Source organism: Pseudomonas sp. GD03903, assembly GCF_029840045.1.
GTDB classification, from domain to species: domain Bacteria; phylum Pseudomonadota; class Gammaproteobacteria; order Pseudomonadales; family Pseudomonadaceae; genus Pseudomonas; species Pseudomonas pseudonitroreducens.
This window is the reverse complement of record NZ_JAOCBT010000001.1, coordinates 249,176-268,373: the sequence shown is the minus strand read 5'-3', so window position 1 is coordinate 268,373 and position 19,198 is coordinate 249,176. Positions and strand designations below refer to the sequence as shown.

Annotated in this window: 14 protein-coding genes and 1 tRNA gene; all 15 read left to right on the top strand. The window is 60.0% G+C overall.

What is annotated here, in order from left to right; all coding sequences use genetic code 11:
* The first annotated feature begins 328 nt into the window (after positions 1–328).
* The 15 genes from N5C91_RS01215 to N5C91_RS01145 all read left to right on the top strand — a co-directional run bounded on the left by N5C91_RS01215 (position 329) and on the right by N5C91_RS01145 (position 19,059).
* On the top strand, positions 329–802 hold the full coding sequence (locus tag N5C91_RS01215) for a MarR family transcriptional regulator (protein ID WP_236171129.1): 474 nt from the start codon (positions 329–331) through the stop codon (positions 800–802).
* Entirely contained in the window at positions 799–2,286 is a 1,488-nt protein-coding gene (locus N5C91_RS01210) for an efflux transporter outer membrane subunit (protein ID WP_279827111.1), read from the top strand. The genes N5C91_RS01215 and N5C91_RS01210 overlap by 4 nt, the downstream gene beginning before the upstream one ends.
* A gap of 14 nt (positions 2,287–2,300) precedes the next feature.
* Positions 2,301–3,485, top strand: a complete 1,185-nt coding sequence (locus N5C91_RS01205) for an efflux RND transporter periplasmic adaptor subunit (RefSeq protein ID WP_236199159.1) — start codon at positions 2,301–2,303, stop codon at positions 3,483–3,485.
* Positions 3,486–3,498: 13 nt separating this feature from the next.
* Positions 3,499–5,037 carry a DHA2 family efflux MFS transporter permease subunit gene (locus N5C91_RS01200; RefSeq protein WP_279827108.1) on the top strand — a complete coding sequence of 513 codons (1,539 nt, stop codon included), beginning with the start codon at positions 3,499–3,501 and terminating at the stop codon, positions 5,035–5,037.
* A gap of 75 nt (positions 5,038–5,112) precedes the next feature.
* Positions 5,113–5,188: transfer RNA gene (locus tag N5C91_RS01195), tRNA-Thr, on the top strand.
* Positions 5,189–5,431: 243 nt separating this feature from the next.
* Positions 5,432–6,868, top strand: coding sequence for a mannose-1-phosphate guanylyltransferase/mannose-6-phosphate isomerase (locus N5C91_RS01190; RefSeq protein WP_279827107.1), 1,437 nt, complete (start codon positions 5,432–5,434; stop codon positions 6,866–6,868).
* A 186-nt stretch (positions 6,869–7,054) separates the two neighbouring features.
* Complete coding sequence (locus tag N5C91_RS01185) at positions 7,055–7,852, top strand: ABC transporter permease (RefSeq protein WP_236199162.1); 798 nt, start codon at positions 7,055–7,057, stop codon at positions 7,850–7,852.
* Positions 7,849–9,099 carry an ABC transporter ATP-binding protein gene (locus tag N5C91_RS01180; RefSeq protein WP_279827103.1) on the top strand — a complete coding sequence of 417 codons (1,251 nt, stop codon included), beginning with the start codon at positions 7,849–7,851 and terminating at the stop codon, positions 9,097–9,099. Before N5C91_RS01185 ends, N5C91_RS01180 begins: the two co-directional genes overlap by 4 nt.
* Positions 9,092–10,402: a hypothetical protein gene (locus tag N5C91_RS01175; RefSeq protein WP_279827101.1), complete on the top strand. Its 1,311-nt coding sequence runs from the start codon at positions 9,092–9,094 to the stop codon at positions 10,400–10,402. The genes N5C91_RS01180 and N5C91_RS01175 overlap by 8 nt, the downstream gene beginning before the upstream one ends.
* Before the next feature lie 91 nt (positions 10,403–10,493).
* Positions 10,494–13,460 (top strand): glycosyltransferase, encoded by a 2,967-nt coding sequence (locus tag N5C91_RS01170; RefSeq protein ID WP_279827099.1) that lies wholly within the window; start codon positions 10,494–10,496, stop codon positions 13,458–13,460.
* A complete protein-coding gene (locus N5C91_RS01165) occupies positions 13,457–14,362 on the top strand; it encodes an NAD-dependent epimerase/dehydratase family protein (RefSeq protein WP_236199166.1) in 906 nt (301 codons plus the stop codon). The genes N5C91_RS01170 and N5C91_RS01165 overlap by 4 nt, the downstream gene beginning before the upstream one ends.
* 2 nt (positions 14,363–14,364) lie before the next feature.
* Entirely contained in the window at positions 14,365–15,567 is a 1,203-nt protein-coding gene (locus N5C91_RS01160) for an acyltransferase (protein WP_279827097.1), read from the top strand.
* Positions 15,564–16,598 (top strand): GDP-mannose 4,6-dehydratase, encoded by a 1,035-nt coding sequence (gmd, locus tag N5C91_RS01155; RefSeq protein ID WP_279827095.1) that lies wholly within the window; start codon positions 15,564–15,566, stop codon positions 16,596–16,598. Before N5C91_RS01160 ends, gmd begins: the two co-directional genes overlap by 4 nt.
* Before the next feature lie 67 nt (positions 16,599–16,665).
* Positions 16,666–17,820 carry a glycosyltransferase family 1 protein gene (locus N5C91_RS01150; protein ID WP_279827093.1) on the top strand — a complete coding sequence of 385 codons (1,155 nt, stop codon included), beginning with the start codon at positions 16,666–16,668 and terminating at the stop codon, positions 17,818–17,820.
* Positions 17,821–17,916: 96 nt separating this feature from the next.
* A complete protein-coding gene (locus N5C91_RS01145) occupies positions 17,917–19,059 on the top strand; it encodes a glycosyltransferase (RefSeq protein ID WP_279827092.1) in 1,143 nt (380 codons plus the stop codon).
* Positions 19,060–19,198 lie beyond the last annotated feature (139 nt).

Below are 19,198 nucleotides of genomic sequence, written 5' to 3'. Positions count from 1 at the left end.
AAACATCCTCTTGCCGGGCACCTAGACCGCCTCGCCACAATCTGATCATTTTCTGTACAGCCGATTTTAATCCTTTAAAAACAAATAGTTATCGAATTGCGTGATTGCTATCACATCTCATATGCGATTTACGCCCTATAGCCTTCCTGCTTGTGCATAAAGAGCCGTCGACGGTGTAGGAAATCGGCTATTCGTGTTGCCAATCCTGAACCAATAGCGCTTCGTCGAACGGATTGTTGCGTAATCGCGACAATTGAGCCTTGTCAATCGCTGCCTAGGCAGTATCATTTCGAAACATTTCACTGCCTAAGCAGCTTTTTGTTTTGACATGAATCACTACAACGTCGCGGACTTTCCGTTCAAAGGCTCCATCGGCCAGCTGCTGGGCGCTACGGCGATCCTCAAGGATCGTCTGATGGACAAGCACCTGGCACACCTGGATATCACCGCCGCCCAGTTCAAGGTCCTGTTCTTCGTTGGCCAGGGGCGCGCCAACACTCCGGCCGAGCTGTGCCGCGAGCTGTCCATCGATAGCGGCTCGATGACCCGCATGCTTGATCGCCTGGCGCGCAAGGACCTGCTCGTTCGCGAACCCTGCCAGAACGACCGCCGCAGTGTGCGCCTGAGTCTCAGCCCCGCGGGCGAGGCAGTGAACGACGAAGCGCCGCGCATCGCCGCCGCCGCGATGAACGAGCTGGTTGGCGGCCTCTCCCGCGATGAACTGCAGACCCTCACCGGCCTGCTCGACAAGATCCTGCGCGCCCACGGCGCCGCGGCCCATTGCGCGGCGCAGGAGAAATGAACATGAACCACCCTCGTATCGCCCTGCTGCCCGCCGCCGTGTTCGCTGCGATGCTGGGACTTTCCGGCTGCGTCAGTTACTCGGGCCTGGATACCAGCGGCAAGGCCGTCGACCCCGCCAGCCTGAAGGCGGGTGTCAGCCTCGACGGCACTCCGCTATCGCCGGCCGCATGGCCCAGCGAGCACTGGTGGACCAGCCTCGGTGATCCGCAACTGGACAGCCTGATCGGCGAAGCACTGCGCGGCACCCCGGACCTGGATATCGCCAGCGCCCGTGCCCGCCAGGCCATCGCCGCCGCGCAAGCGCAGGACGCCGCACGCATGCCCAGCGTAAAGGGCAGCGCCAGCTATGCCGGTATCCGCGCGCCGGAGAGCGTCCTGCCGGCACCGACGGGCGGTCGCTACTCGGCGGTGAAGTACCTGTCGATGAGCTTCAGCTACGACCTCGATCTCTGGGGCGGCCAGCGCGACGCCTGGGAAGCGGCCCTCGGCCAGGCCAACGCAGCCGAGGTGGATCGCCAGGCCGCGTCGATCACCCTCTCGACCAATGTCGCCCGCGCCTACAGCGAACTGGCCCACGCCTTCGTTGCGCGTGACCTGGCCCGCGACGAACTGGACCGCTCCCAGCATCTGTTCCAGCTCAGCCAGAAACGCATGGACGCCGGCCTCGACAGCAAGGTCCAACTGCAGCAGACGCAAACCCAGGTCGCCAGTGCCAAGCAGCAACTGGCCGCCGCGGAGCAGGACATCGCCAGCGACCGCATTGCCCTCGCCGTCCTGCTCGGCCAGGGTCCGGACCGTGGCCTGGATCTGCAGCGCCCCCAGGAGCTCAAGCCCGGCGCACTGAGCCTGCCGTCGAACCTGCCGGCTGAGCTGCTGGGGCGGCGCCCGGATATCGTCGCCGCGCGCTGGCGGGTCGAAGCCGCGTCGAAAAGCATCGACTCGGCGAAGACCGAGTTCTACCCCAACGTGAATCTGGGTGCGATGGTCGGCCTGGCCGCCCTGCACACCAGCGACGTGCTGAAGGCGCCGAGCCGTTTCTTCCAGATCGCCCCGGCGATCTCCCTGCCGATCTTCGATGGCGGCCGCCTGCGCGCCAGCCTGGCCGGGAAGGACGCCGACTACGACCTCGCCGTCGCCCAGTACAACAAGACCCTGGTCAACGCCCTCGGCGAGGTCGCCGACGATCTCGGCAAGCTGCGCTCGCTGGAGCAGCAGCTCGACGACCAGCGCGATGCCCGCGACATCGCCAAATCCAACTTCGACCTGGCCATGCGCCGTTACGGCGAAGGCGTCGGCAACTACCTCGACGCCCTCAGCGTGCAGCAGCAGTTGCTCCTCACCGAGCGCCAACTGGCCAGCCTGGACGCCCAGCGCATCGATATCTCGGTGCAGCTGGTCCAGGCCCTGGGCGGTGGCTACCAGCCCGACACTACTTCCACTCCCGCCCCGCTCGCCCAGGCGAACGCGGCCGCCGCGCACTGAACGAGGCACCCGACATGAGCACCGCCACCCAAGAAACCCCGAACAGCAATCCCAAGCGCAAGCGCTGGCTGCTGATCCTGCTCGCCGTCGTCATCCTCGCCGGCCTCGCCAGCATCGCCTGGGAAATCCTCTACGGCCGCTGGCACGAGGACACCGATGACGCCTACGTGAACGGCAATATCGTGCAGATCACGCCGCAGATCACTGGCACCGTGGTCAGCATCGGCGCCGATGACGGCGACCTGGTGCACAAGGGCCAGGTACTGGTGAAATTCGACCCCAGCGACGCCGATATCGCCCTGCAGCAGGCCGAAGCCAACCTGGCCCGCACCGTGCGCCAGGTGCGCGGGCTGTTCAGCAACGTCGACGGTTACAAGGCCGACGTGGCCGCGAAGAAAGTCGCGCTGACCAAGGCCGAGGCGGACTTCAAACGTCGCCAACATCTGGCGAGCGACGGCGCCATCTCCCAGGAGGAGCTGGCCCACGCCCGCGACGCGCTGGACACGGCACGCAGCTCGCTGACCACCTCCGAACAGCAACTGGACACCAATCGCGCGCTGGTCGACGACACCGTGATTGCCTCCCACCCTGACGTCAAAGCCGCCGCCGCCAAGCTGCGCCAGGCCTACCTGGACGACGCCCGCGCGGTGATCATCGCGCCGGTCACCGGCTATGTCGCCAAGCGCACCGTGCAGGTTGGCCAGCGCGTGCAGCCGGGTGCGGCGCTGATGGCGGTGATCCCGCTGGACCAGGTGTGGATCGACGCCAACTTCAAGGAAACCCAGCTCAAGCACATGCGCATCGGCCAGCCGGTGGAGATCCGCTCCGACCTTTACGGCAGCGAAGTGAAGTACTCCGGCACCGTCGACAGCCTCGGCGTCGGCACCGGCAGCGCCTTCTCCCTGCTGCCAGCGCAGAACGCCACCGGCAACTGGATCAAGATCGTCCAGCGCGTCCCGGTACGCATCCGCGTCAACGCCGAGGAGCTGGCGAAGAATCCGCTGCGCATCGGCCTGTCCATGGACGTCAATGTCAGCCTGCACGACCAGAGCGGCCCCGCACTGGCCCAGCAGGCACCGCACGAGGCGGTGTTCTCCACCGATATCTACCAGGAACAATTGGCCTCTGCGGACCAACTGATCGAGAAGCTGATCCAGGCCAACCTGGCCGACGCCAACCACAGCACCGCGCAGCGCTGATCCGACCGCCGCCATGAGCCAGTCCAACAGCAGCAGTTTCAGCCCGCCCAGCCTGGTCATGGCGACCATCGGCCTGTCGCTGGCGACTTTCATGCAGGTGCTCGACACCACCATCGCCAACGTCGCCCTGCCGACCATCTCCGGTAACCTCGGGGTCAGCTCCGAGCAGGGCACCTGGGTCATCACCTCGTTCGCGGTGAGCAACGCCATCGCCCTGCCGCTCACCGGCTGGCTCAGCCGCAAGGTCGGCGAGGTACGCCTGTTCATCGCCGCCACCCTGCTCTTCGTGATTGCCTCGTTCCTCTGCGGCATAGCTCAGCAGATGGGCATGCTGGTCGGCTTCCGCGCCATCCAGGGCTTTGTCGCCGGGCCGCTCTACCCGATCACCCAGACCCTGCTGATCTCCATCTATCCCCCGGCGAAAAGGGGGATGGCACTGGCACTGCTGGCGATGGTCACGGTGGTGGCACCGATCGCCGGGCCGATCCTCGGCGGCTGGATCACCGACAGCTACAGCTGGCCGTGGATCTTCTTCATCAACGTGCCCATCGGCCTGTTCGCCGCCATGGTCGTCTACCAGCAGTTGCGCGCCCGCCCGGTGGTGATCAAGCACGCGCCCATGGACTACATGGGCCTGGCGATGCTGGTGATCGGCGTCGGCGCCCTGCAGATCGTGCTCGACAAGGGCAACGACCTGGACTGGTTCGAATCCGGCTTCATCATCGGTGGCACGGTCATCGCGGTGATCGCCCTGGCGGTCTTCGTGATCTGGGAACTGACCGACAAGCACCCGATCGTCAACCTGCGACTGTTCGTGCACCGCAACTTCACCGTCGGAACCCTGGCGCTGGTCGGCGGCTACGCCGGCTTCTTCGGCATGAACCTGCTGCTTCCGCAATGGCTGCAGACCCAGATGGGCTACACCGCCACCTGGGCCGGACTGGCGGCGGCGCCGATCGGCATCCTGCCGGTCTTCCTCTCACCGCTCGTCGGACGCTACGCGAACAATTTCGATCTTCGCCTGCTGGCCGGCCTGGCCTTCCTGGCGATGGCGGCGACCTGCTTCATGCGCGCCGACTTCACCACCGAAGTCGACTATATGCACATCGCCCTGGTGCAGTTGTTCATGGGCCTGGGCGTGGCGTTCTTCTTCATGCCGATCCTGAGCATCCTGCTCTCGGACCTGCCGCCGGACCAGATCGCCGACGGCTCCGGCCTGGCGACCTTCCTGCGGACGCTGGCGGGCAGCTTCGCCGCGTCCCTCACCACCTGGATCTGGAACCGCCGCGCCACCATGCATCACGCCTACCTGACCGAGAACATCAGCCAGTACGACCCGGCCACCCGCGCCACCGTCGAACAGCTCGGCGGCCCTGGCCAGCACAGCGCCGCGCTGCTTGAGCGCATGGTGGAAAGCCAGGCCTACATGATCAGCACCATCGACTACTTCACCCTGCTCGGCTGGCTGTTCCTCGCCATGCTGGTGATCATCTGCCTGGCCAAGCCACCCTTCGGCGCCAAGCCCGGCGCTGCCGCAGCCGGAGGACACTGACAGAAACGGTCGGATCATTCTGACAAATCAGTGGTTTACACCAAGGACGGCGTAGATATAATGGCCGCCCTCCTTGCCGGTATAGCTCAGCTGGTAGAGCAACTGACTTGTAATCAGTAGGTCCCGGGTTCGACTCCTGGTGCCGGCACCAAACTTCAAGAAAGCCCACCGGTCGGTGGGCTTTTTGCATTTTGAACCGAACCATTTCCGGGCACTCCAAAACTTGGAGTAACTGCGCATTACCGGCTCAGTGGTCGGATGGTCTATGAGCATCGGGTGCCATTGCGGTAATCTTACGCGCTCGCCTGGAGGTTCGAGTTTCGCCATCCGCCGGATCGGGACTCACTACCAAGTGACGCAGCGCAGGACGACTTTTGCAAAGGAATTTTCATAGATGCTGATCCCAGTGATCATTTGCGGCGGCGCAGGCAGCCGGTTGTGGCCGGTTTCGCGCGAGGCGCACCCCAAACCCTTCATGCCCCTTCCGGATGGGCAGAATCTCCTGCAGAAGACGCTGCTCCGTGCTGTCGCCCTGGATGGCGTGTCGGAAGTGATGACCGTCACCAACCGCGAATTGTTCTTCAAGACCGAGGACGAGTACCGTTCGCTCAAGCATCAGGCTGAGTGCCTGAGCTATGTGCTCGAGCCGTTCGGCCGCAACACCGCTGCCGCTGTCCTGTCGGCCGCACTGCAACTGAATCAGGCTCACGGCCCCGAAGCTCTGATGCTGGTGTTACCGGCAGATCACCTGATCAAGCACACCGATGCATTTGCCGAAGCGGTTGCGAACGCGACCCGACTGGCAGCCGCAGGCTGGCTGGTGACTTTCGGCATTCAGCCGCAGTACCCGGAAACCGGCTTCGGCTACATCGAAAGCGACAGCGATGTGCTCGATGGCGGCCTGAAAGTCAAACGTTTCGTCGAGAAGCCAAGCCTGGAGAAAGCCGAGGAATACCTCGCCGCAGGCAACTATTTCTGGAATTCCGGCATGTTCTGCTTCCGCGTGGGAACCCTGCTGGAAGAAATGAAGACTCATGCACCGGAAGTTCATGATGCCGTGGCAGCCACCCTGGCACAGTCCCGCCTGACCGAGGCCCCGTCGCATCGCTGCCTTTCCCTGGAAGGCGAGCCGTTCAAGCGCGTCCCCGACATTTCCATCGACTATGCACTGATGGAGCGCTCCAACAAGGTCGCCACCGTTCCCTGTAATCTGGGCTGGAGCGACATCGGCTCCTGGAACGCGTTGAGCGAGCTGACGGTCGAAGACGGGAACGGCAATCGCTGCGAAGGGGAAGTCCTAGTCCACGGCGCCAACAATAACTACGTACATAGCCCGGAGCGCCTGGCGGCCCTGGTTGGCGTCCAGAACCTGATCGTGGTCGATACGCCCGACGCCCTGCTGATCGCCCACAAAGAGCACACCCAGGACGTCAAGCAGATCGTCGCACAATTGAAGAAGAACGGTCACACCGCACACCTGTTACATCGTACGGTTCACCGCCCCTGGGGTACCTATACCACCCTCGAGGAAGGCCACCGTTTCAAGATCAAGCGCATCGTCGTGAAGCCCGGGGCGTCGCTGTCGCTGCAGATGCACCATCACCGCAGCGAGCACTGGATCGTAGTGACCGGCATGGCGCAAGTAGTCAATGGCGAGACCACCATGATGCTCAACAGCAATGAATCGACCTTCATTCCTGCTGGCCACAAACACCGCCTGGAGAATCCCGGCGTGATCGATCTGGTATTGATCGAAGTGCAAAGTGGAGACTACCTCGGCGAGGATGACATCGTGCGCTTCCAGGACAACTACGGCCGCGCTCCCTGCTGATCCGAGTCACTGATCGCTGCGCACCGAACGCACAGCGATCAGGCCATTGCAACGCCCCGAGCAGGCCGCTTGGCCTGCTCTGCATTCATCGAACAGGATCATCCTTGCATCCAAGCCTGACCATGACATCCCTTGCGGTAACGGGAACTCCAGGACGGCGATGCGGATCCTTGCTGGGCCCGTAGAATGATCGGACTACTCAAGAACATCTGGCTTTACCGGCACTTCATTCTTTCTTCAATCAAGAACGAATTCCTGGTCCGCTTCTCGAGAAGCCGACTGGGCGCACTCTGGATGCTGGTCCACCCGCTGACCCAGGTCCTAATTTATGCGCTGGTGCTGTCCAATGTGCTGGCAGCAAAGCTGCCAGGCGTCAGCAATCACTATGCCTACGCAATCTACCTTCTGGCAGGGATGCTCGGCTGGAATCTGTTCTCCGAAATAGTTAGTCGCTGCCTGACCATTTTCACCGATCAGGGAAACCTGATTAAGAAGATGCTGTTCCCCCGAATCACGCTCCCTGCCATTGCCGTCGGCGCCTGCCTGGTCAATAACGCGTTGCTGGCAATCGCCATGGTGGCCGTACTCTTTGTGCTGGGTCATCCGCCAGGCCTGGAAATGCTCTGGCTGGTCCCGCTGACCCTGCTAGTGATTGCTCTCTCCGTTGGCGCAGGCCTGACGCTAGGCATCCTCAACGTCTTCGTGCGGGACATAGGACAGGTCGTACCAATCTTCCTGCAGATTCTTTTCTGGTTCACCCCGATCGTCTATCCCGTGAACATCATTCCGGAAAGCTTGAAGGGCCTTGTGGAATACAACCCGCTCTACCACATCATTGGCGCCTATCATCAGGTCATTCTCTACAATGCCCCGCCACAACTAGACGCTACCGCCCTGATCCTGTTGGCGTTCGCACTCGGACTGCTGGCTTTCGGCCTGTTCATTTTCCGCCGCGCCGCGCCTGAAATCGTGGACTCGCTATGAGCCTCCTGACTGTCGTCAACCTCGGAAAATCCTATCGGCAGTACCGCAGCGAATGGCAGCGGTTCGCCCGCTGGTTTGGCATTCCCACCACGCCCGCACAAGAGCACTGGGTTGTTCGCGGCATCGATTTCGAAGTGTCCGCTGGCGAAAAGATAGGGATTCTCGGTAAGAACGGCGCCGGCAAGAGCACACTGCTGAAAATGATCACCGGCACGCTGCAACCCAGCGAAGGCACAGTGACCGTGAATGGTCGTGTGGCGGCGATTCTGGAACTGGGCATGGGATTCAATCCTGAACTCACCGGCCGCCAGAATGTCTTCCACGCAGCGGGCCTGATGGGCTTCACCCAGCAACAGATTGAATCCGCCGTTGATGAAATCCAGGATTTCGCGGATATCGGGGAGTATTTCGACCAGCCGGTTAGGATCTATTCCAGCGGCATGCAATCGCGTGTCTCTTTTGCAGTGGCCACCTGCTTCCGTTCGGACATCCTGATCATCGACGAGGCACTCGCCGTAGGTGATGCCGCCTTCCAGCGCAAATGCTTCCGCCGTCTTGAGGAGCTTTGCGAGCAGGGAACGGCCCTGCTGTTCGTCAGCCACGATATCGAGAGCGTCAAGAAGATCTGCCAACGCGCCGTCCACATCGAAGCGGGAGCGCTGGTAGAGGTCGGCGAGGCGAAACCCGTTTGTGATCGCTACGAAAAGGCCCTATTCAGCCGGACACCGGCAAAGGCTGCCCCCCCGCAGGCGCAACCGGTAGTGGATGCCGCGCTGGTAAGCGACTGCGAGCTGTCGTACGGCGATGGCCGGGCCTTGATCACTGATGTCGCGCTGGCAAACAGTGAGGGTATCCGGGCCAATGTCCTTCGGTGCAACGAGATGATGAAAATCCTCTTCACCGTGAACTTCCATCACGCCGTTGGAAATCCCATATTCACTTGCCTGGTAAAAACCAGAGAAGGAATCGCCATATTTGGAACGGATTCAGCATTCCTCAAGCAGGAACTTCGCGACGTCAGAGCGGGTAGTTCCGTGCAGGTGGAGTTCGCATTCAAGGCTGCGTTACTGCCGGGTATCTACTACATCAACTGCGGCGTTCGCGACCCCAGCGAATCCGATACCGATTTCCTTCACAGAAGGGTGGATGTGGCGATGTTCAGAGTCACCAGCAGTGAAAGCTCCACGGCTCTTGCGGGCCTGACCGATCTTCAAGCCATTGCCAGCGTGCAGCTTTGCCATGAATAACAGCCCGATCTTCATCCACTCGCTGTTCCGCTCCGGCAGCACCTACCTGTTCAACGTATTTCGGCGGACTGGGAATTATTGGTGTTATCAGGAGCCGGAGAACGAATGGCTCCTGGAGCTGGACAACAAGCCCGAGGCATTGCTCGCCGTGACAACCAACAACGGCGGTAACATTCATCACCCGGACATCGGCAAGCCCTACTTCTGGGAGTTCCATGAGGTTCGCGACTCGCTGAGGGGACTATTCAAACAGAGCTTCTGCTTCGACGATCTGTTCCTCGAGGAACTCTCCGCGGACCAGCGGGCTTACTACCAAGCGCTGATTGAGGCCTCACGCGCACGGACCATGTTCCAGTTCTGTCGAAGCTTCGGCCAGCCGCAGGCATTCAAGTCGCTCTTCGGCGGTATACATGTGCATCTCTGGCGCGAACCTCGCAGCCAATGGTGGTCGTTCAAGATCAACGACTACTTCGATGCAGCCACCCAGTTGATCTACGGCGCGGCACACCTGCCGCCGGCGCTTCAGGCAATCAAGACCTCTTGCAGAATTAATCCGCCCGCTAGCGAAAACCTGGGAACTGCCCGCGCGCAGGCCGAGCGGAGCCCACTAAAATGGCGGGAGAATTACCGAGCGTTCTTCGCACTCTGGCTGTACGCACAGCTAGAGCTCAGGCAACAGGCCGATCTTGACCTGAGTATCGATCGCCTCTCCCAGGACGCAGCCTATCGTGACGCCAAACTGGTGGAGTTTCGCACACTAGGCATCAACGATATCGATCTTTCGGATAGCCGCTCCCCTTTGATCCGGCTGACCTCCGAGGAAGCCGCGCTCTTCCGCGAAATCGAGGAAGAGGTCGCAAACGTCTTCAAGACCAACGGCTTCACCTACAGCGATATCCAGACCATCTTCGCCATGATCGACGAGATCCAGGATCAAGACAGGACGTCTGTGTCCGGCGCGGCCGCCAACATTCGCGGGGTGGCATTGCGCTTGCTGGATCGCCGTGCGGAGGTGCTCAACGAGAACCTCAATCTGCAGGATACTTTGCAGCGCCTTAGCGACCACATCGCCAATCAGGACCGAGCCATCAAGCTTCTGAACGATCACGGCGACGCAGCACGAAAACAGATCGCCGACTATGACAACGCGGTATCACGCCTGCAAAGTTACTCCGCTGACCTTGAGGAAGCGCTGAAAAAGGTGCAGGACTACGCAGAGAATCTGGACCGCGCGCGACTCCAGGCACTGGAGCAGATCGAATCGCTGGAGACTGAGCTGAGCCAATTGAGGCCAACCGAGTAAAGCGGCTCATTCACTATCCATGGAAAGCACTAGAAACAATCGGGACCGTACTTTGAACACGAATAGCATTTGGCTGGACATCACTACTTCCATGCAATGGCCTGGTGGCGTCGTCGGAATCGTGCGCGCGGAACTTGAAGTGGCCGCAGCACTGAATCGGCAGTTCCCGGAACTGCGCTTCAGCATGTTCAGTAATGGACGTTTCGTCGAGATCGCCAAAAGCGAACTGCTTTGGCTCCACGGCGAGCACAACGTCGCCGAAAAATATCTTGAGACGCGCAACCAGAAAGGCCAGCAGTTGGCCAAACTAGAAGCGGCCGAACAGAACAGCAAAGTAGACAACTACCTGGCCAACCTGAAGGCCGAGACTCCTAGCCGCTCGCTGCGCCTTGAGCGTGCGATGCTGCTAGCGGCCAGTGCCCTGCCGTATCGCTATCAACCCACCGGACTCGCGCTGAGCTGGCTGCCGCGCAAGGCATTGGGTGCGGCCATTCGCAGCTACAGTCTGCTACGCAAAGCGTTGCCCAGTGCTCCGGTTCAGAGCGTTGCGCCAGTTGCGGCTCCACTGTCGGCAGTTGCCCCCCTCAGCTATCCGTACAAGAGCGGCGACCTGGTCGTCTGTCTAGGCTGGCTCGACAGCGGCAAGGAGCGTTTCTATACCCAGGTGAAGGAGCGCGAGCCGGGCGTGGCACTGGCTTACATGTGCTACGACACCATCCTCCTGGGCGAATCCACCCACCACCTCTATCGCCCCCAAGAAGAAGAAAGCTTCCGCACCTACTTCAAATGGATTTCGGAGAACTGCGACTTCATCCTTTATGGCGGCCGCAGCCCGCAGCGCGATGGCGAGTACTACCAGAAGAAATTCGGCTGGCCGACGCCGGCTAGTATCGCCATTCCTTACGGCGGTACCGATCTCACCAAGAAGACCGGCGATGGCGACGACCAGCAACTGCTGAAGAGCATTGGCATCGAAGGCCCGTTCATACTCACCGTCGGCACAGTGGAGGTGCGCAAGAACCACGACACGCTCTACAAGGCTTATGTGTCGCTCATCGAGCGCGGCGCCAAGAACCTGCCCACCATGGTCTTCGCCGGCAAGCCGGGGTGGCGTACGGGCGACCTGATCGACACCATCAAGCGCGACCCTCGCGTGGCCGGCAAGCTCCTGGTCCTGTCGCCCAGCGATGCCGAACTGGATGCGCTGTATCGCAATTGCCTCTTCACCATGTTGCCCAGCTTCTATGAAGGCTGGAGCCTGCCGATGCCCGAAGGCCTCAGTTACGGCAAGTTGTGCCTGGCGTCGGATGTCGAACCGCTGCGCGAAATCGGCGGCACGTTCCCCGACTACATCCACCCGCTAGATGTGATGGGCTGGGCCGATCGCATCGAGTACTACAGCAACCACCCTGAAGCCCTGCGCGAGAAAGAGCAGAACATCCGCGACAACTGGCAGGGCACCTCCTGGGAAAAATGCGGCGCCGACGTACTTGAAGCCATTCGCAGCTTCGCCACCATCGCCCAGACCCGTCGCCGTACCGGCCATCTGTGGGTGGACCTGACGCTGTCCTATGCCGTCTGGCGCGGTGGTGTCACTGGCATTATCCGCTCCGAGTTGATCCTCGCACACCACCTAGAGAAGCTGGTGCCGGGGGTACGTTTCTTCGCGTTCCACGAAGGGCGCTATTTCGAAATTCCCCGTGATCGCCTGATCTGGTTATTCGAGGATTCGGACGTCAACACGTCCTATGCGCACTTCCAGAAATTCTGGGGCGAGAAAGAAGCGACCGGGGAAGCGCACCGGATACCCAACTACGGTGTTCAGCAGGGCACCGTCAGCCAAGGTCCCATTCTGCAACCTCACATCCCTGCGCTGGCCCACGTGGCCTCTCCGGCACTGACAGGACGCGGTCGCCTAAAGATCGCCGCTGCCTATGTCGTCAGCGTTCTGCCCAAGGTCTTGCGCGACATGGCCATCAGCTACGCCAAGCGCAGCGGCAATATCCCCGCCCACGCTCTGACAGATGAAGAGTACAAGCGCAACCAGGAAGCCAGCCCCGGCCAGGGCGATATCCGCATCGACCTTCAGCCATTGCTGGAAGGACCCGCGCAGAAGTTGCCGTTCGGCCGCGAAGATATGGTGTTCTCCGCCGGCATCAACTGGGACCCGAAACCGCTGGCCGAGATCATAAAGGCCAAACGCCAGTCGCCGTTCCACTTCGCGCAGATCATCTACGATCTGACACCGCTGAATACTCCCCACCTGCACGCCAAGGAAGCCTATGACTGGTACCAGAAGTTCTTCTACCTGGCCGGATTGGCGAGCGACAAGATCATTTATGGTGGCGAGACCGCGATGATCGATGGCCAGAAGTGGCAGAAAGATCATGGCTGGGAGGTTATCGACGGCCTGCCGATCAAGTTCGGCTCCGACATCGCGCCGCACACCGATCACTCTCGCGATCAGCAATTGCTTGAAGAAATGGGCGTAACCGGCCCGTTCATCCTGAGCGTCGGCACGCTGGAAATCCGCAAGAATCACGAAACGCTCTACAAGGCGTACCTGAAGCTGCTGGAAAATGGGGTGGAGAATCTGCCTCAGATGGTCTTCGTCGGCGGCCCGGGCTGGAAGGCCCAGGACCTGTTCGAGGTGATCATGCGGGACGAGCGCGTCAAAGGCCGCCTGCTGATCCTGCGTACGACCGATCAGCAACTGGACGTGCTCTATCGGCACTGCCAATTCACCCTGCTGTCCAGTCTCTATGAAGGATGGAGTCTGACGCTTCCCGAAAGCTTGGGTTACGGCAAGTTCTGCCTGACCTCCGACGTTCCGCCTCTGCGTGAGACAGGGCGCGACCTAGTCGAATTCATCCATCCGTGGGATGTGGTCCGCTGGGCTGACCGCATCGCCTTCTATTCCAGCAACCCCGACGAACTGAAAAAGCGTGAAATCCGCATCCAGGAAGAGTGGCACACCATCACCTGGAAGGAATGTGCCTCGAATCTCACCGGCTATTTCCAACTGATAGCCCAAAGCAACTCGGAGGAAAAAGCATGAAAGGCTCCCGCGTTCTCGTCACCGGTGGCAGCGGTTTCATCGGCCAGTACCTGATCCATGAACTCAAGGAGCGTGGCGCCACGGTGCTTGGCACGTCCATGGGTATCAAGACCAACGACCTAGTGCCGATTTCGCTGTCGGACAAAGAGGGACTGACCCGCACGATTGAAGAGTTCGCCCCTGACTGGATTGTCCACCTTGCCGCCATTGCGCTGGTCACCCACGGCGACATCCAGCAGATCTACGGCGTCAACGTGCTGGGCTCCGAGAATCTCTTCGAAGCGGTATTGGCCGCCCAGATCAAGCGTCCCACCATGTTGCTGGCCAGCACCGCTGGCGTGTATGGAAACCAGAGCGTCGAGTATCTTTCCGAAAACCTGGCATACAACCCCTCCAACCATTACTCGTACAGCAAGATGGTCATGGAGATGTTGGCCAAGCAATACGCCGACGACATCAAGATCCACATCGTGCGGCCCTTCAACATCATAGGCTCGGGTCAGGCAGAATCCTTCCTGATCCCAAAGATTGTTCGCCACTTCGTTGACCGCGCACCGGAACTGAAGCTGGGCAACATCAACTCAGTCCGCGACTATGTCGATGTTCATCGCTGCGCATGGATGCTCGCGGAATTGATGTCGAAGAGACACGAGTCGCCATTTACGGTGAACCTGTGCTCCGGTCGGGGCTGGACGGGTTACGACGTTCTCGACTGCCTGACCGAGATCGCCGGCTATCGCCCTTCGATCGAGGTCTCGAACATGTTCGTACGCAAGAACGAGGTGTGGCGCCTGGTCGGTGACAACCACCGCCTGCATGAGCTGCTGCAGGTCAACCCGCAACTGCCAGATCTGAAGCAGATACTGGAGTCAATGTATAACTCCCTCAAGCAGGAAGCCTGAGGATGTGGGTCGAGCTGTCCTATTTATTGCTGACGATTGTCAATTTTCTGCTTGCTTGCCTGATCCTGACGTTTTTAGGCAAGCGCCTGGGTATCCATGAATCGCAGCAAGCAGGCTTTTCCAGTTCTCTGGAAGTGCTACGCGGCATGACTGCCTTCCTGGTATTCGGGGCGCACTCGACCATGTATTTCGGTTTGGCGCCCAAGCAGGTCATGGCAGCATCCATGGGAGAGCTCGGCGTACTGCTGTTCTTCATGCTCACCGGCCACCTGTTCTGGAGTCAGATCAAGGCTGGCAAGTACGACGGCAATAGCTTCTTCATCAAGCGTATCCGCCGTCTGGTCCCCATCATGCTGGTGGTGATAGCGACGTTCAGCTTCCTGGATTGGATCATGGGAGGCCTGCCGATTCCCACCGCCCAGCAACTGGTCAGCCTGTTCCGCAACTTCGGTTTCGGCAAGGTGGTGGCCAGCACCGGCGATGTGAACGACGTGTTCACCAAGGACATGTACCTTCGTATCAACACCACCTGGACGTTGCGTTGGGAGTGGCTGTTCTACCTCTGCCTGCCGCTGGTGGCGGCTCTGGCGCGCTTTCGTTGCGTCACCGTTTTCGCCATCGCCGTCGTGTTGATGTTCATGGATCCGTTCCAGATCACCAGCGGCGGTACCGATGCCGTCTTTGTCCTGGCCTTTTGGCTAGGCGCCCTGAGTCGGTCCCTGGAAGATTTCAGCGGTAGCTGGTTAGCACCCTTGTTCACTCGGTCGGGTAGCGTGCTCGCCCTGCTTATCGGCATTGCGGCAACCGGTTACTATCTGGTCGGCGGGCCAGAATTGGTCCAGAAGAGTGTTCGCGTTCCAGTGATGGTCTTCACGATCTTCCCGGTATTCCTGTACTTCGTCGTGAGCAAGCGATTCCCTGACCGTCTCGCCTTGCCCTCGTTCCAACTGGTAGGGAAGGTCAGCTACTCCTTCTATCTCTGGCACCTGGGCATCAACTACTTCGTGGTCCGCATCATGGCCCGGCTGTTCGAACAGCCCCAGTCGCCCACAGCATTCGTCCTTACCTGCATGGCCATGATGGTCATCGGGGTAACGATTTCGGCATTCACCTATCGATTCGTCGAAGAACCATTCCTTAAAAAAAAGCAAACACAACACCATCTGAATTCGCACTACAAAGGAGCTAAGCAGGAGGCTTTATGAAAACCGCACTGATCACCGGTATCACTGGACAAGATGGCGCTTACCTGGCGCAGTTGCTGCTGGAAAAGGGCTACACCGTCTATGGAACCTATCGCCGGACCAGCTCCGTCAACTTCTGGCGTATCGAGGAACTGGGCATCAGCCAACACCCGAGCCTGCATCTGGTCGAATATGATCTGACCGATCTTTCCGCCAGCATCCGCCTGCTGCAGACCACCCAGGCCACCGAGGTTTACAACCTCGCCGCGCAGAGCTTCGTCGGCGTGTCGTTCGAGCAGCCAGCAACCACCGCCGAAATCACCGGCATCGGCGCTCTGAATCTTCTCGAAGCCATCCGCATCGTCAATCCGAAGATTCGCTTCTATCAGGCATCGACTTCCGAGATGTTCGGCAAGGTGCAGGCTATTCCACAGAAGGAAGACACCCCCTTCTATCCGCGCAGCCCCTACGGCGTAGCCAAGCTCTACGCTCACTGGATCACCATCAACTACCGGGAAAGCTATGGCATCTTCGGTAGCAGTGGCATACTTTTCAACCATGAGTCTCCGCTGCGTGGTCGTGAGTTCGTGACCCGCAAGATCACCGACTCCGTCGCCAAGATCAAACTGGGAAAACTGGACGTGCTGGAACTGGGCAACCTCGACGCCAAGCGCGACTGGGGCTTTGCCAAGGAGTACGTGGAAGGCATGTGGCGCATGCTGCAGGCCGATGAGCCGGACACCTTTGTTCTGGCCACCAACCGCACCGAAACTGTTCGCGACTTCGTGTCCATGGCCTTCAAGGCTGCCGGCATCGAAATCCGCTTCGAAGGTAGCGACGAAAATGAGATCGGTATCGACGCCACCAACGGCAAAACGCTGGTGCGCATCAATCCGAAGTTCTATCGTCCGGCGGAAGTGGAGTTGCTCATCGGCGACCCGGCTCATGCGCGCAATACCCTGGGCTGGGAGCCCAAGACCACGCTGGAAGAGCTGTGCAAGATGATGGTCGAGGCCGACCTACGCCGCAACGAAGCGGGCTTCTCGTTCTAAGACCGCCTTGAAGGACGTGCCTGGCCAGGCACGTCCTTTCTTCACTCTTCATTCAAGGAGCCCTCGCATGCGCGTTGGTCTGGGAGTCACTGTCTGGGCCAAGGGCAGCATCGCTGGTCATCTTGATGGAATCGGCGTCTACACTCGCGCGCTCTGGTATGCACTGAGCCAGCACGCTCAGCAGAAAAACTCCGATCTTTCCCTGTATCCCTACGCATTTGGCCGGCAGTTACCCGAGCTCGAATGTGGTCTGCCTGCAAAGCTGGGCGACCGATTTTCCATCCATGCCCTGCGCAGCACACTCTGTGGCGCCCCGGTTGGGCTCTCGGCGAAAACCCGCGAGCGGATCGAATTGTTCCACGCAACGGACCATCACATCCCTCGGCTACGAGGGGTCCCCGTAGTGGCCAATGTCATGGACCTGATACCCCTCCTGCATCCGGAATGGGCAGCCTCGGGTCTTCGCTCGTTGAAAAATTGGCTGTTCACGCGGACTGTTCGCAGCGCCGAACACCTGATCACCATTTCCGAGTACAGCAAACAGGACCTGATCAATCATCTTGGCATCGCTTCGGAGCGAATCTCCGTCACACCGCTGGGCGTGGCGCCCGAATATTTTGAGAAAATTTCGCCCGCGGAAGTCACCCAGACGCTTGCTGAATTGCGCTTGCAACCGGGGTTCTTCCTTTTCGTCGGAACCCTGCAGCCGCGCAAAAACCTCTCGCGCGTACTGGCTGCACACAAGTCCCTGCCCGCAGACATCCGCCGACGCCACCCGCTGATCGTCGTGGGGAGAACGGGATGGAAGGCCGATGAACTGCTAACGGAACTGCAGGACCTTGAACGTCGCGGAGAAGGGAGGCGGTTCGAATACCTTCCAGGGCGGACCGTCCGCGCACTGCTGCAGAGTGCCAGCACCCTGGTATTTCCGTCTTTGTATGAAGGATTTGGCCTGCCCGTGATAGAGGCGTTCGCGGCGCGATGCCCGGTCATTACTTCCAATACCACCTCGCTGCCAGAGGTGGCCGGCGATGCCGCGATATTGATCGATCCCACCCAGACAGATGCAATTGCCGCGGCCATGCGTCGGATCCTCGAAGAACCGGAGCAAACGGCGCTGCGCGCCGACCTAGGCCTGCAGCGGGCGTCCAGCTACTCCTGGGAAGCCTGCGCGTCGGAGACACTGGAAGTCTATCGACGCATTCGTGCTTTGCACGACTAACGAGGCTGTCCTGTTTGACGTAGACCCTGTAACTTTCCGCGCCTTCAATTTCCGCAATCCGCCGCTACGCTGAGCAATATCCCCGCGAGATGAACAATGGCGAATAAACGCATACTGCTAGTCAACAAGTACTACGCTCCCTCAACCGGCGGGATCGAAACGGCGGTCAAGCAATACGCCCATTGGTATAATGAGCGCGGCTACCAGGTAACTGTTCTGTGCTGCGCCAACGTCCGCATGTTGCGCTCGCGTCTGGAGATGATCGATGGCATCCGCGTACTGCGCGCCGCCTCGCTGGGGAACCTGCTCTCGGTACCCTTGAGCTTCGCCTTCTTCTGGCATTTTCTTCTTCGAGGGCTCAAGGCTGACATCGTCCACATCAATCTTCAGTTCCCCTCGGCAAGCCTGGCGCTGCTCCTGACTCACTGGCTGATCCGCGGCAAGACCATCGTAAGCTATCACTGCGATGTCTACCGTCAACGCTACCTCAAGCGTGTCACCTACCTGTTCGATCGACTCGCGGTACGCAAGGCTGACCTGGTGATCACCGGCAGCCCCGCCCTGCGCGAGCACTCCGAAGTGCTCGGCGATATCGTTCGCGATATCCGAGCCATTCCCTACACCGTGAGCCTCAAACATATCGACGACTGCCTGTCGCGCAATCCTGAACAGACGTTACCCGCGCATTTCCGCGAGGAAGGCTACTGCGTCTTCTTCGGCCGTCTGGTGAGCTACAAGGGTACCGAAACACTGGACGCAGCCTTCCGCCAGCTGATGTCTCGTGGCGAGGCGGTAAATCTGGTGATCTTCGGTATCGGACCGGAAGAACAGCGCTTCTGGAAGCTGGCCCAGGATTTCCCCGCCCGCGTGCACTTCATCAACGCCTTTGTCAGCGATACCGACAAATACCACCTGATAAAGGGCGCGAGGATGTTCCTGTTCCCATCGGTCTACTATTCAGAAGCTTTTGGCATTGCCCAACTGGACGCCATGGCGTGCGCAAGGCCGATCATCAACTGCTGGCTGCAAACCGGGGTAAATTGGGTGGCGCCCGAGGGCGAGGCCGCCCTCACCATCCAGGCAGGTAGCTCGGAAGAGCTTGCCCAGGCGATTCTTGCCCTGCAGAAAAATCCTGAACAAGTTGCCGCGCTTGGGAAAAACGGAAAGCGACGCTGCCAGGAGCTCTTTGCCGAAGAAGTGGTGCAGGCAAAATTCATCGAGTTAATCGATCAGCTCTGAACACATTGCGGCACCCGCGACCTGCTCGCTATCGAGAGAAAGAGGCCCCAGAAAAACTGACTGACCAGTCACCGCGAAGCAGGGTTGCCGGGGTGCATTGCAGACACTTATCCTGCTCGATAAAAGCAAAAAAATAACT

What these genes read in the sequence shown, in the direction of transcription:
- N5C91_RS01215 (WP_236171129.1), top strand. Translation starts at nt 329, where the DNA reads ATGAATCACTACAACGTCGCGGACTTTCCGTTCAAAGGCTCCATCGGC.
- N5C91_RS01210 (WP_279827111.1), top strand. Translation starts at nt 799, where the DNA reads ATGAACATGAACCACCCTCGTATCGCCCTGCTGCCCGCCGCCGTGTTC.
- N5C91_RS01205 (WP_236199159.1), top strand. Translation starts at nt 2,301, where the DNA reads ATGAGCACCGCCACCCAAGAAACCCCGAACAGCAATCCCAAGCGCAAG.
- N5C91_RS01200 (WP_279827108.1), top strand. Translation starts at nt 3,499, where the DNA reads ATGAGCCAGTCCAACAGCAGCAGTTTCAGCCCGCCCAGCCTGGTCATG.
- N5C91_RS01190 (WP_279827107.1), top strand. Translation starts at nt 5,432, where the DNA reads ATGCTGATCCCAGTGATCATTTGCGGCGGCGCAGGCAGCCGGTTGTGG.
- N5C91_RS01185 (WP_236199162.1), top strand. Translation starts at nt 7,055, where the DNA reads ATGATCGGACTACTCAAGAACATCTGGCTTTACCGGCACTTCATTCTT.
- N5C91_RS01180 (WP_279827103.1), top strand. Translation starts at nt 7,849, where the DNA reads ATGAGCCTCCTGACTGTCGTCAACCTCGGAAAATCCTATCGGCAGTAC.
- N5C91_RS01175 (WP_279827101.1), top strand. Translation starts at nt 9,092, where the DNA reads ATGAATAACAGCCCGATCTTCATCCACTCGCTGTTCCGCTCCGGCAGC.
- N5C91_RS01170 (WP_279827099.1), top strand. Translation starts at nt 10,494, where the DNA reads ATGCAATGGCCTGGTGGCGTCGTCGGAATCGTGCGCGCGGAACTTGAA.
- N5C91_RS01165 (WP_236199166.1), top strand. Translation starts at nt 13,457, where the DNA reads ATGAAAGGCTCCCGCGTTCTCGTCACCGGTGGCAGCGGTTTCATCGGC.
- N5C91_RS01160 (WP_279827097.1), top strand. Translation starts at nt 14,365, where the DNA reads ATGTGGGTCGAGCTGTCCTATTTATTGCTGACGATTGTCAATTTTCTG.
- gmd (WP_279827095.1), top strand. Translation starts at nt 15,564, where the DNA reads ATGAAAACCGCACTGATCACCGGTATCACTGGACAAGATGGCGCTTAC.
- N5C91_RS01150 (WP_279827093.1), top strand. Translation starts at nt 16,666, where the DNA reads ATGCGCGTTGGTCTGGGAGTCACTGTCTGGGCCAAGGGCAGCATCGCT.
- N5C91_RS01145 (WP_279827092.1), top strand. Translation starts at nt 17,917, where the DNA reads ATGGCGAATAAACGCATACTGCTAGTCAACAAGTACTACGCTCCCTCA.